This window comes from Shewanella sp. 1180_01, assembly GCF_052850535.1.
In genome coordinates this window covers 103,197-115,370 of sequence record NZ_VXCT01000008.1, presented here as the reverse complement: position 1 = coordinate 115,370, position 12,174 = coordinate 103,197, and the positions used below count along the sequence as shown (strand labels likewise).

Sequence of the window (12,174 nt, the reverse complement as noted above, 5' to 3'; positions counted from 1 at the left end):
TTTTGGCGAGTTAAGTCGATGATATGAATTGTTTATTGACGTGCGCCATCGTGGTTTAATGCGTTATTTCGCTTTGATGGTATTGGTTTGAAGGAACACAGATTTGTCAGCGTTACGATTTCTCGCGGGAGCAACGGCATTTAATACCTTGGCAGAACAAGGTCTTAAATCTGAACATTTTACCCAGCTACTTGCCGCCTCTGGTGGACCTAAATGGCTTGGTATCGCTGGGCTGGATAAATATCTGTTTTCTGAGTTTTTCAAAGCAAGACAAACGCCGCTTTATACATTAGGCGCGTCTTCAGGGGCGTGGCGTTTAGCGTGTTTGGCGCAGCAAGATCCCCTCGCAGCCTATGGCCGCTTAGAGGATTTTTATATTGGTCAGCGTTACGACAGCATGCCAACCCCGCAGGAAGTCAGTGCGCAAGTTAAAGGCGTAGTGCAGGGGATTTTAGGCGCCAGTGGTGCTAGTGAGATCGTCAATAACGCTCATATCCACAGTCATTTAGTAGTGTGCCGCGGCAAACATTTAAATCGTTTAACGGCTAAGTTACCTCTCGCTGCCGGACTGGTGATGACGGCGGCGACCAACTTATTGAGCCGCCGAAGTTTAGGCTGGCATTTTGAACGTGTGGTCTTTAGTCAACAAGCTGCAGCATCCCCCTTTTTGCAGCTCAATGATTTACCCAGTCGGCAGGCCGAATTAACCGAGGCCAATGTCGATGCTGTGATGTTAGCAACGGGGTCGATTCCGTTGTTGCTAGCCCCAGTGTCGCAAATTGAGGGCGTTGCCGATGGGCAATATTACGATGGCGGCATTACCGACTATCACTTCGATTTGCCTTTATCCCACGCAACTGGCTTGACGCTGTATCCGCATTTCTATCCGACGATCAGCCCAGGATGGTTCGATAAATCCTTGAAGTGGCGCCAAGGTCGAGCCAATTATCACAATGCACTCGTGTTGGCGCCAACGGCCGAATTTGTGGCTTCATTGCCCTTTGGCAAAATCCCCGACCGCGAAGATTTTAAACAACTGGATACGGCGCAGCGGATGCAATACTGGCGAACAGCGGTGGCCTTGAGTGAACGTCTGGCCGAGGAGTTTGCCGAGGTTGTTGCTAAGGGAAATGTGCTGGAGCGACTAGAGCGCTTTTAGTTTTAAGTGAGGTGGTCTATAAAACGGGGTTTAAAATGGCTGGTTTGAAATGCCCTGATTTAACCTAGTTGGGTCGCCAATTTATTTTGCACTCAAGGGCTTCAGGAAGGAAATTATTCTACCTACTACACTCTAAAGTAATAGGGAATACGAATGCATTGATGTTCGTCTCCTTCTATTTAGGTGCTGGAGGTTGCTATGCAAACACGAGAAATGGCGTTACTCATGCGCGATGCCTTGTTGCTGCCACAGGGACGGGTAGAGGTTCGTGTAGTCGACCCCGGTCATCTGCGCATGGTGGCCGATGTCTTTAAGGGCAAATATGCGCTCGCTTTTGCCACCATCAGACCCCGCGGCAGTCCGCCCTGTTATCCCACCGCCACCCAGTGCGACATTATCGATTTTAATCAGCTAGAAGACGATTCACTCAGCATAGTGCTCGAAGGGCGCCAGCGCGTCAGCATCCTCTCGGCGGCGCAGGCCAAAGATAAGTTATGGATGGCGCGCACTTTACCCTGTCGTAACTGGCAAGAAGAGCCGATTAAAGGTGAATTTGAGCTGATAAGCGCTGCATTAGAGCAATTTTATGAGGTGAATCCCGATCTGTTTGAGCTCTATTCTCAAGTGCATTTAGAAGATGCGGCTTGGGTAAGCCAACGCTGGCTCGAGGTTTTACCTATGTATAATAAAGACAAATTAGTGTTAGTGAATCAGCCCGATTGCCACAAAACCTTGGACTTCGTGCTGCAACTTATCAAGTCCCATGTGGACTGAAAAACCACAAAAAGGCTAGAATAGCGGCTTTCTATAGCCGCTTTTTTTGTGATATGACAGCATCTGCCCGCGCCGCCCAACCTTCTTACATAGTGCTTCCTGTGAATGCCACAGATATACCCACAGTGTTTGCCTTTCTCGCACAGCATTTTGCCCGCATAGGTGAAGATGTGTGGCGTCAGCGGATCCTCGACGGAAAAGTGCATTGGCGCGACGGCAGTTTGATCGCCATGGACACCGAATATCGCCCAGCAGCGCGGGTGTATTACTACCGTGAAGTGCCGGTTGAAGCGAAGATTCCCTTCGAAGAACAGATCCTCTTCCAAGATGACAATGTCATTTTGGCCTATAAGCCACACTTTTTACCTGTGACCCCAAGCGGTAATTATGTGAACGAATGTCTGGTACATAGGCTGAGATTACGCACCGGCATAGACACTATCGCGCCTGCTCATAGGCTTGACCGTGAAACCGCAGGGGTGATCTTGATGACAGTCGCTCCCGAAACCCGCGCCCTTTATCATCAATTATTTATCGACGATGCTATTCGTAAAGACTATCAAGCGATTGCCAAGCTGACACCAGAGATTATTGAACAATACCAACAGGGAAACTTAACTTTGCCCCTGCATTGGACGGTAAAAAACCGCATGCAGCCGAGCGACCCGAGTTTTACCATGAAAATCGTTGGAGGCGAGGCGAATACCCATTCTGAAATCAGCCTAGTGGCCATAAAAGGCGATCTTGGTTTGTTCCACCTGAGCCCAATTACCGGCAAAACTCACCAGTTGCGGGTGCATATGCAAAGCTTAGGTATGCCATTGTTAAACGACAGATTTTATCCAAGCTTATTACCAAAAGGGCCGGATAAGTTTGCGACGCCACTTAAGTTGATGGCACAGCGTTTACGTTTCATCGATCCTGTGAGCGGGATCCATCACGACGTGCAATGTGAGGGTTTTGCGTTTTAGTCAGCGGAAAGCATTATTTCCAGTCTGCTTGAAGGAAATGATCGGGTGCAATTGTGCGCTTGCCCCTGTGATGGTATGAATACAAGCTGCAGTATCTGAGTCTCTGCCATAGGGAGCCATATTACGATTGTTTGAAGGAAGTCCATTATGACCAAATCTGCGATGATCTCTATCTTACTTTGCGCTGCGGTATTAGTGGCGGCCATGTTTTATGGCGACTGGACGAAACAACCTTATTTAAAAGATATTGCCGCAGAGATCCGCAAGGGGGCTGCGGTGATTGAACCAAAGAAACCGAGTTCGTCTGCAGCATCGGTCATTGAGGCTGATGATGTGGACCAAGACTCGAAAGTGATTTGGGACCAAATGGTGCATGAAAAGCCGGCGAATAAGCCGCAGCCAGAGGCGTTGATTTTCAATCAAGCCCAGCCGAAGAATGTCGATACCGATGAGGCTTTATCTAAAAATCTTCCGCCGCTGGATTCGGGTTCGGGTGCCACTCAACCTGAAACGGTTAAACATCATAAACCTGTTTAAGCTGTTATTCCTGTTTGGGTGGTTCGAACAAGGTTTCACTCATATCGCCATGTAAAACCGCAATTTTTGTCGGCGCACCATCATCCGCAAGTTCCAAAATCCCAATACCGCTTTTATTCACTAAACGTTTGCTCGGTGCACCATTCGGTCTTCTGCCGCGCAGCGACATGCGTTTTCGTTTCGTCAGTAAGTTAAGCGGTGAAAAGTGGCCGTAAAGCCAGCCATTGAGTTTATCGAAAATCGGTAACAGCTTCTCGGGGAAGTGATTTTTAATGCCGCTGCAGGTGATTTGGTAGATGTTAGGGCTGCTGCGCCTAAAGCGAATACTTATGTCGTAACTAAAGGAGTAATGCACATCGCCGGAGAGGATCACAAATTCTTCAGGGGTTTTACGGTGCATAAAAATACTCAGTAGTGCGTTGGCGGCACCGGGGTGGGCCATCCAGTTTTCGGCGTCCACCAACAAAGAAGCGCCCATCAGCGTGGCAGTGCGCTGTATCGCCTCAATCAATTTTACCCCAAACATAGGTGCAGGCGAGACGATAATGACCTTAGACTGGCCGAGCAACTCTTGCTGCAAATCCATTAACGCCTCCCAATCCATTAAGCCGGACGGTTTTGCGAGATTGGATTCGCTGCGCCAGCGGCGAGTGCGGGTGTCGAGCACCACAAGTTTGGGTGAGGTCGCTAAGGTGTAATGCCATTGCTCAAATTTGAGTAATTCTTCGATGAGCAGATCCTGACTTTCACTCTGTGGCTGTGCAAAAAAGGCATCGAGCAGCGGGCGGATTTCATCGGTAAATTTATCGGGTGCATTGCCAAGTCCTTGGAACAAGGTATAGCCAATTAGTGCATTACCAATAATGCGTTTTGAAAATGCATGCTCGTAGGCTGCGAGTTCCCATTTAGCGGTCAGGTTCCAGTCGTCGGTAACATCGTGATCATCAAACATCATGTAAACGGGAATGTGCGCCATAAAGCGCCTCACCTGCGTCAGCCCAGCTTTAAAGCCGAGCAAGTGTTGCCACTCATTTTGCCAGCGGGCGCTATTGGCGGGTGTTAAGCCATCGACATCCTTGGGAATATTGACTAATTCCCACAGTTCAGGTGACCAAGTGAGTAAATACAAGGCGATGATTTCATTCAGACTGACGAGATGATTTTCGGCTATGGAGGAAGTGAAAATCGGGTTATTGCGATACCAACGCCATAGCGCGGTTTTTGCTGGATATTGAGTGTGTGGCAGCAGATTTTTATGGCGCTGATATAAATCAGCGGGCTGATAATGCAGCGCTTCACTACTGGCTATGTTCGCCCCTTCAAATTGCTCATGCTGAAGGCCAAGCAAGTCGATGACTTGTCCTATGGCGTTTAACATGGGTCCAGCCACATCATCGATATAAACCTGATCGCCACTCATCACGATAAGTGCGGGGCGATCGTCCGCTACACCCGTGTCGATTATTTGGGCTAAATGGGTATCGGCGGCGACGAGCGCATCGTCACTGTGGTGATGCGGATTGCGGCAAGAGCCATGGAATACTTGGGTTAATTCTGGGGTCAAACGCACGCTTGGCGATGAGGCATCGCCATAGTTCAGCTGACTGATGTTGGCAAAAATATCCCCATGTTGGGCGGCGGACACTTGGTAGCTCATGACTCGATTAGGCGTGAGTAACTCTGGTCGCGACAGCATGATCAGATATTGATGGGCGTGCTGCCCGAGTGGCACATAGTGCACATCGGCATCCTGCAACGTAAACTCATGTTCCCCTAGACGCAACATAAGCTCAGTTAATGGCTCACGACTTACAAACCACAAGGTAAAATGGGTGGTATCGCAGTGGCGCAGCATAGGGCCTGCCAATATCAGAGGAAGTGTCGGAGTCAAATTCAGCCTATTGGTGCTCAGGTTAATCTCAAGTGAGTTAACCCTAAGTAAGTTTGGTTTAAAAGAGTAAACAAGTGCGTTGAATATGAAAAGCTTTTAGAATTGTCAGCCATACACATGAGTTGAAACTGAATGGGGCAATATGGCTAAGATCATGGTAACAGGCGCGACTGGGCTACTCGGCCGAGCTGTTGTAAAACAGCTTGAATTAACGGGACATGAGGTTGTGGCCACAGGTTTTAGCCGCGCAAGTGCACGAGTGCATAAACTCGATCTGACTGCCCCTTTGGCTGTCGAGGCATTTATCGCCCGCGAGCAACCGCAAGTCATAGTGCACTGCGCCGCCGAGCGTCGCCCCGATGTGTCGGAGCAAAATCCACAGGCTGCATTGGCACTTAACTTAACCGCCAGCCAAGCCCTCGCTATGGCAGCCAAGGCTAATAACGCTTGGCTTATCTATATCTCCACCGACTATGTGTTCGATGGCACTCAACCTAAGTACGCCGAAGATGCCGCCACTCATCCGGTTAATTTTTATGGTGAATCTAAGCTAAAGGGTGAAGAAATCGTGCTTAACACGAGTGCTGATTTTGCCGTGCTACGCTTGCCAATCCTTTACGGTCAAGTAGAGAAGCTGAGTGAGTCGGCAGTGCTAGTACTGATCAATCAACTGATTGAACGTCATGCTCAGGGGGTCGATCATTGGGCAGTCCGTAGTCCAACCTCGACCGCCGATATTGCCCAAGCCATAGATAAGATGATCGCACAGCATATTGAAGCACCTATCGTGCAGGGGATTTATCACTTTAGCGCCGCAGAGACTATGACTAAGTATCAGATGCTGCTGACCTTAGGGGAGATTCTCCAACTCAGTACGGCGCACTTAATGCCTGAGTCGACACCTACGGATAATGCCAAACGGCCAAGGGACTGTAGCTTGAGTTGTGCGCGTTTAGCTGCGCTCGGTATTCGCTCCGACATTGATTTCGCCACTGGCGTTCGCCAAGCATTAACGCAATCGAGTGGCGCACTGGCCGCACTCGGACTCACTCTGTAGGAATGGCTATGGCTAAGATCTTAGGGACCAGTCTACAGGCCGCCGACCAAGTCGCATTACTGCGAACCTTAGGATTGCTGCTGCAAATTGGCTTAACCATGTTTGCCGCTGATACTTTTGGTCTTAGCCTGCAAATGGAGCCGTTAGTGCATGTGTTAGTGCTGGAGGTGTTATACCTGTCACTCACATTAGCCTTACGTAAACCTTTGTTTGCCAAGGAACGTGGCCTCTTTATCGCGCTCAGTTTAGACACACTATTTTGGATCTCTTGGCTGCACTTTTCCGGCGGCGCGACTAATGCGTTTATCTCGTTATTACTGCTGCCGATCGCACTTGCGGCTGTGACTTTGCCAATCTGGGCACCTTGGGCGTTGACGGCTATTTCAACCTTAGCTTACAGCTTGATGATTTTTACTGTGCCCGAATCTCCCATGCAGCACCACGGTATGGATATGAGTTCCCACTATTTAGGCATGTGGTTTAATTTTGTGATTTCAGCTTTGGTGATGACAACCAGCGTGGCGTTAATCACTAAACGTATGCGCCGCCAAGATGCGCAGTTAGCTTATATGCGCGAAGGACAATTACGTCAGGAACAACTTTTAGCCCTAGGTACGGCATCGGCGCAGATGGCACATCAATTGGCCACACCGCTTTCGAGCCTGAGGTTGTTACTCGATGAAGTCAAAGAAGATATGAGCGGCACTTCGATAACGGTTGTCGAGATGGAGACTGCGTTAGGCCGCTGTGAACATACACTCACCGAGCTGCGATTAGCGACGGAGTCGATCCGCGATCGCCGCCAGCGGCCACAAAAGATCGCTGAGCTGGTGGACGGTTTAAAGCAGAAAACCTTACTGCTCATGCCGCAGACCGAACTGAACTGGCTGTTTACCTGTGCGCCTGAGCAACTGGCAGAGCAAAGCATTCTGACTGATATGAGTCTAACGCCTGCGATCATGGCTTTGATTGAAAATGCCGCCCGCGCTAGTGTCGAAACTCTAGGTGCGCCGCAGGTGGATATCAGCTTAGATATCGCGCCAAGTGAAGCTCAGATCTACTTGCAGATCCGCGATTATGGCGCTGGTATCGCGCCCTCTTTATTGCCGCAATTGGGCACCTTATTAATTGAGAGTCCCAAGGGCTTAGGTGTTGCGCTGCTACTCAGTCACGCGAGCCTAGAGCGTTTGGGCGCAGAATTGATTCTGGCCAATCATCCCCAAGGCGGTACTGTGGCACAAATTCGCTTTACGATTCTAAAGGACAAAGCGGCATCGTTATCGCCCAACACTAAGGCTGCTGACGGAGTCAGATCATGAAACGTTTATTGATTGTCGAGGATGATCTTTCTCTGGCGAGTATTTTAGGCCGACGGCTCACGCGCCACGGCTTTGAGTGCCGCTTAACCCATGATGCCAGCGATGCTCTGCTGGTGGCGCGGGAGTTTCGTCCTAGCCACATCCTGTTAGACATGAAACTTGCCGAAGCTAATGGCTTAGGGTTAATTGTGCCACTGCGTAACCTGCTGCCTAAGGTGACCATGGTGTTGCTCACCGGCTACGCCAGTATCGCCACTGCGGTGGAAGCGATTCGCCTCGGCGCCGATAATTATTTAGCTAAACCTGTCGATACTCAAACCTTACTCGCCGCGCTGGAAATGGAAGGGCATTCTCATACCCTTCAAGAAGATGAAGTCGATGACTCGCCCCTCAATCCTAAGCGTTTGGAGTGGGAACATATTCAGCAAGTACTCAATGCTAACCAAGGCAATGTGTCCGCCACCGCCCGACAACTCGGGATGCATCGCCGCACCTTACAACGTAAGTTACTCAAAAAACCTGTGGGTGAAAGTGGGCATTTGAAGTAACGCTTTATTCTCGCATGCTGGCCAGTGAAGCTGACTCAAGCACATGAAATAAGGATACTAACGGGATTGAGGCCGGCTTAGTGCGCCGCATTTGAGCATAAAAAATGCCACTCAAAAAAGGCTGAGTGGCATTAACAAGAAACGAGAAGTTTATCGATGAGTCGGCGCTAGGATTTTACGCTAGCGCCACGATACGATTTCTTATGCGATTAAAAGTTAACGGTTTCTTCGTTTGAGCAAGGGCCGTTAGTTTCACACACTTTATAGCTGAAGCTAGTGCCAGCTAGGTCGGTGAAACGGTCAATAAACGATGAATTGCTTGAAGTACCTACCGCAACGCCGTTACGGAAGATAGTGTACTCATCAGCGTTATGGCCTTCCCATGCGAGTGCAACACGAATGCTGCCGCGACGAGATTTGTTAGCGTTTTTCACTGTCATTTCTAACGCCACTTCTGGTACTTCAACTGCAAATTCTTCAGAAGTGCTTGCTGTTGCGCCATCGTTGTCAGTCACAGTCAATGTCACTGTGTAGTTGCCTGACTGAGCATACTGATGATTTACACTTGCGCCTGAAGCAGTAGTGCCATCACCGAAGCTCCAGCTCCATGCAACGACATCACCGTCGCTGTCAGTACTGGTGCTAGTGAAGCTACCGTTACCGTTGGCAAAGCTTGCAGTAAAGCCCGCTGTTGGATCTTGGTTTGGTATCTCATCGCCACCGTCATAAGCACCCACTAGGCTCACACCTGTGTAGCTGCTATAGCCACTGACCATGACCCAATAAGTCCCCGTTTGGGCTGGATCGATAGGGCAGCTTTCGGCATTACCGGCTTTGTATGGACGGCAATCATAGCTACTAGAGGTAGGAGCTTGGCCGAATTTAACATACATGTCCGCATCACCCGTGCCGCCTGACATATTAAAGCTCAGGTTGGTTGCACCGCTTGCTACGTCGAGTTTGTAGTATTGTTTGCTACCAGATGCGCCCGCTAAACCCGTCACAGCGACACCGTTCGCGAGTTCAGTCGCTTCTGGTGGTGGCGGTGGTGGTGGCGCTTCACAAGGTGTGATACCCACAGCGGCAAACGCAGTAACCACATCGTCAGCACTTAAGCCTAAGTCAGTCGCCGCAGATTTAACGCCACAAGCGCCTTGCCAGAACAAGCTGTCAGCCGTCCAATATAATTGGTTAGCAACCACAAATGTTTGGAATGCAGTGCGTGTATCCCAGCCCGGTAAGTTTGCGAGTGTGTAGAAGGCTTTGTTGAAGACACCTGAACTGTGGTGTACGTCGATGCCATCATAGTAATCGTCAATATGGCCGATTGAGATTCCGTCTAAGGTTGGATCTGCCATGTAACGCAGTGCGCCATTGCCTTTAAAGATATCAGCGCCGACTAACCAGTCGTTCGTGCCGTGCATGTAAAATTCAGCAGCTTCACCCGCCATATCTGAGAAGGCTTCGTTCATGCCACCAGATTGAGCATCGTAAATCAGGCCTGAGTTTTGCTCAGTGAAACCATGGCTCACTTCGTGTGCCGAGACATCTAAGCTCACTAATGGATAGAAGGTTGTTGCGCCATCACCGAAGGTCATAGCACTGCCGTCCCAGAAGGCGTTTTCATAGTTGCTGCTGTAGTGAACCCGCATGGTTAACTGGAAAGTTAACGGCGCAGTGTTGTACCACTCGCTATACATGTTGTAGATCACGTTACCAAAATAGTGCGCATCGTTTAATGGCGAGTAAGCACCGTTGATCTCTTTAACTGTATTGCGTGGGCAAGTATAAGAGAAGGCTGTTGCGCCTGATGTGGCACCGTTCAAGTTAACGGTTTTCACGTTAGGTGAGTTCATGGTGCAGGTGTCACCACTCACTTCAACGTCTAAGTAAGAAAAATCCGTACCGTATTCGTATTGGCCAGTCTTGATGTTACCGCCAGGACCTGTACCGCTCGCGGCGTGGTTAATCCCTTCCCAACGCTTGAGCACTTCACCTGAGTGCGCGTCAATCATAGTGAATGGACGGCTTAGCTCATCGCCATATACCACAAAAGACGTCACATAAACGAGGCGAGTTTTAGCCGTATCATCAAGGTAAAGCCATAATTTTGCTTGTTTGTTTTCAGCTTTTAGGCCTGCAACAGCTTTCTCTGACTTGCCACGAATGGCAATGTCTAACGCTTTGTTAGCCGTTAATGTGGGTTTGACAAAATCAGCCGACTTTTCAATATTTTTTAATACGCGGCCAGACATGTCGCTGTAGAAGCCCATGCTCGATTGTGACGTTGCAACAGAGAAACCATAAACAGGCACGTCATGGAAATATTGTTGTAAACGTTGCTTCTGCTTGCCTTGACCTAGGTCGAGTTTTTTCTCGACTTTGAGTTGGCTACCTGCGTCTAAGTTGAACTGAGACACTAAGTTATTGCTTGAAGACGCGCTTCTGAGTGTGCCGACATCGACAACATCAGCAGCAAATGCTGATGTGCCTAACGTGGCCGACACAGCAATGAAGAGTAGCGACAGTTTTTTGTTTAGCATCATGCTTAAAATCCTTTTTCCGTTTGTCATTAACGTTGGAATGCCATACTGTTTAACTGGCTCGGGCGAGCGTTTTTTTATTGTAATTTCTACAGGGTCGTCGGCATCCCTCTGCCATGGCCGAATAGAATGAGCTGTTGCTCAGGCGGAAATTCTCAGATTTTTATTCTGTGTAAAGCGTGAATAACCGCATGACCTTAGATGTTATTTAAATGTAAAAGTGTTAACAATCGTACAAAGGAACTATCTTCAGCATTCATTTAGGTGCTTTTAAATTTGAATTAGGACTTTTGGGTAATAGCGATTTAGCCTAGTCAAATGGCGGGTTTTGTGAGTCGTAAAAAGTGCTTTATTGATGAATTTTCATTGGTTTAGGCTGGAACTGTTGGCGAGGTTAAGCGGGTAATTTTTAGGTAGGTGATTTTTAAGCGGGTGGCTTTAAGGATTAGCGGTGCTTTTGGGCATAACCCTTTTTTAAGGGCAAAGATCCATAGCTTTGCCGGATTCATTTTGAAAAATGCACTTTGCAAGAGCCATTTGAAAGATGCCCTTTGAAATATGTTCGTGGCAAGAGCCCGTTCGCATCGCGCGACTTGGCTCACTGTTCAGCTTATTTCACCAAGGTAACTCAGTGCCATCGTAGGCGAAAAAGCACCCTGTTTGTGCCGGAGTGGCATTGGCAATGATGGGCAGCAAGCAGTTGGCGACATACTCAGGTGTAAACAGTTTGCCTTTAGGCACACTCTGTTGAAAGGGTTGAGACAATGGCGTATCTGTGGTGCCCGGATGCAGGGATAACACCACGCAGTGTTTCATGGTTCGTTGCCACTCAATCGACAGTGTTTTGAGAAACATATTCAGCGCGGCCTTTGAGGCCCGATAGCTGTACCAGCCACCTAATCTATTATCGGTAATGCTACCAACTTTCGCCGATATCACGGCAAATCTTGCCGAGTCACTTTGTTTTAAGGCATGGCAGAAGTGTTTAGCCAGCATGACGCTGGGCAGGGTATTGAGCGTTAAATTGTGCTGGAAAAAGGCAATATCCAGTGACTGTAGGCTTTTTTCTGGCCCTTTATCTTGGGTGTGCAAAATCCCGACACAGTTAATCAGCCAATCTAATTCAGTGAGTTGTTCACTCAGCTGTTTAATCTCGGCCTCATTGGTCACATCTAGCGCATGCCATTGGATATTATTCTGCCTGTCTTGGGGAAGATGATGCCTATAGGTGGCGTGCACAGTTGCCTCGGGATATGCCTCTTGGACTTGCTTAACCATGGCTTGGCCAATACCCCCACTCCCGCCGACGATAAGTACTTTCATGGCAAACTCTCCCTATCCAAATCTCTATATCAAACTTTCCATATCAAACTCT

At 48.8% G+C, this 12,174-nt stretch carries 10 protein-coding genes; 7 read left to right on the top strand and 3 right to left on the bottom strand.

The window, feature by feature from the left end; genetic code table 11:
- Positions 1-103 precede the first annotated feature (103 nt).
- From FW758_RS07075 to FW758_RS07060, 4 genes are all read left to right on the top strand, one after another.
- Positions 104-1,159, top strand: coding sequence for an alpha/beta hydrolase (locus FW758_RS07075; protein ID WP_226059462.1), 1,056 nt, complete (start codon positions 104-106; stop codon positions 1,157-1,159).
- Between the two features lie 198 nt (positions 1,160-1,357).
- Entirely contained in the window at positions 1,358-1,933 is a 576-nt protein-coding gene (locus FW758_RS07070) for an LON peptidase substrate-binding domain-containing protein (protein ID WP_006083313.1), read from the top strand.
- A 53-nt stretch (positions 1,934-1,986) separates the two neighbouring features.
- On the top strand, positions 1,987-2,904 hold the full coding sequence (locus tag FW758_RS07065) for a pseudouridine synthase (RefSeq protein WP_446445008.1): 918 nt from the start codon (positions 1,987-1,989) through the stop codon (positions 2,902-2,904).
- Between the two features lie 147 nt (positions 2,905-3,051).
- Entirely contained in the window at positions 3,052-3,441 is a 390-nt protein-coding gene (locus FW758_RS07060; RefSeq protein ID WP_446445007.1) for a hypothetical protein, read from the top strand.
- A gap of 4 nt (positions 3,442-3,445) precedes the next feature.
- Here FW758_RS07060 and FW758_RS07055 read toward each other — a convergent pair whose 3' ends face one another.
- Entirely contained in the window at positions 3,446-5,296 is a 1,851-nt protein-coding gene (locus tag FW758_RS07055) for an alkaline phosphatase D family protein (RefSeq protein ID WP_446445017.1), read from the bottom strand.
- Positions 5,297-5,474: 178 nt separating this feature from the next.
- Between FW758_RS07055 and FW758_RS07050 the strand changes: the two genes are divergently transcribed.
- The 3 genes from FW758_RS07050 to FW758_RS07040 are packed head-to-tail and all read left to right on the top strand — an operon-like array spanning position 5,475 to position 8,256.
- The gene (locus FW758_RS07050; RefSeq protein ID WP_446445006.1) at positions 5,475-6,389 is read left to right on the top strand and encodes a dTDP-4-dehydrorhamnose reductase family protein; all 915 of its coding nucleotides are present in this window, start codon (positions 5,475-5,477) and stop codon (positions 6,387-6,389) included.
- Between the two features lie 8 nt (positions 6,390-6,397).
- Entirely contained in the window at positions 6,398-7,708 is a 1,311-nt protein-coding gene (locus FW758_RS07045; RefSeq protein WP_311906307.1) for a sensor histidine kinase, read from the top strand.
- Complete coding sequence (locus FW758_RS07040) at positions 7,705-8,256, top strand: response regulator transcription factor (RefSeq protein WP_011847973.1); 552 nt, start codon at positions 7,705-7,707, stop codon at positions 8,254-8,256. The genes FW758_RS07045 and FW758_RS07040 overlap by 4 nt, the downstream gene beginning before the upstream one ends.
- A gap of 209 nt (positions 8,257-8,465) precedes the next feature.
- Here the strand turns inward: FW758_RS07040 and FW758_RS07035 are convergent, their stop codons facing one another.
- On the bottom strand, positions 8,466-10,802 hold the full coding sequence (locus FW758_RS07035) for a M4 family metallopeptidase (protein ID WP_446445005.1): 2,337 nt from the start codon (positions 10,800-10,802) through the stop codon (positions 8,466-8,468).
- 612 nt (positions 10,803-11,414) lie between these two features.
- Positions 11,415-12,122: an SDR family oxidoreductase gene (locus FW758_RS07030; RefSeq protein WP_446445004.1), complete on the bottom strand. Its 708-nt coding sequence runs from the start codon at positions 12,120-12,122 to the stop codon at positions 11,415-11,417.
- Between the last annotated feature and the right edge of the window lie 52 nt (positions 12,123-12,174).

Bases quoted from the DNA above. Each gene is read 5' to 3' on its own strand.
- FW758_RS07030 (WP_446445004.1), bottom strand. From the start codon at position 12,122: ATGAAAGTACTTATCGTCGGCGGGAGTGGGGGTATTGGCCAAGCCATG.
- FW758_RS07065 (WP_446445008.1), top strand. From the start codon at position 1,987: ATGACAGCATCTGCCCGCGCCGCCCAACCTTCTTACATAGTGCTTCCT.
- FW758_RS07055 (WP_446445017.1), bottom strand. From the start codon at position 5,296: ATGCTGCGCCACTGCGATACCACCCATTTTACCTTGTGGTTTGTAAGT.
- FW758_RS07050 (WP_446445006.1), top strand. From the start codon at position 5,475: ATGGCTAAGATCATGGTAACAGGCGCGACTGGGCTACTCGGCCGAGCT.
- FW758_RS07035 (WP_446445005.1), bottom strand. From the start codon at position 10,802: ATGATGCTAAACAAAAAACTGTCGCTACTCTTCATTGCTGTGTCGGCC.
- FW758_RS07070 (WP_006083313.1), top strand. From the start codon at position 1,358: ATGCAAACACGAGAAATGGCGTTACTCATGCGCGATGCCTTGTTGCTG.
- FW758_RS07060 (WP_446445007.1), top strand. From the start codon at position 3,052: ATGACCAAATCTGCGATGATCTCTATCTTACTTTGCGCTGCGGTATTA.
- FW758_RS07045 (WP_311906307.1), top strand. From the start codon at position 6,398: ATGGCTAAGATCTTAGGGACCAGTCTACAGGCCGCCGACCAAGTCGCA.
- FW758_RS07040 (WP_011847973.1), top strand. From the start codon at position 7,705: ATGAAACGTTTATTGATTGTCGAGGATGATCTTTCTCTGGCGAGTATT.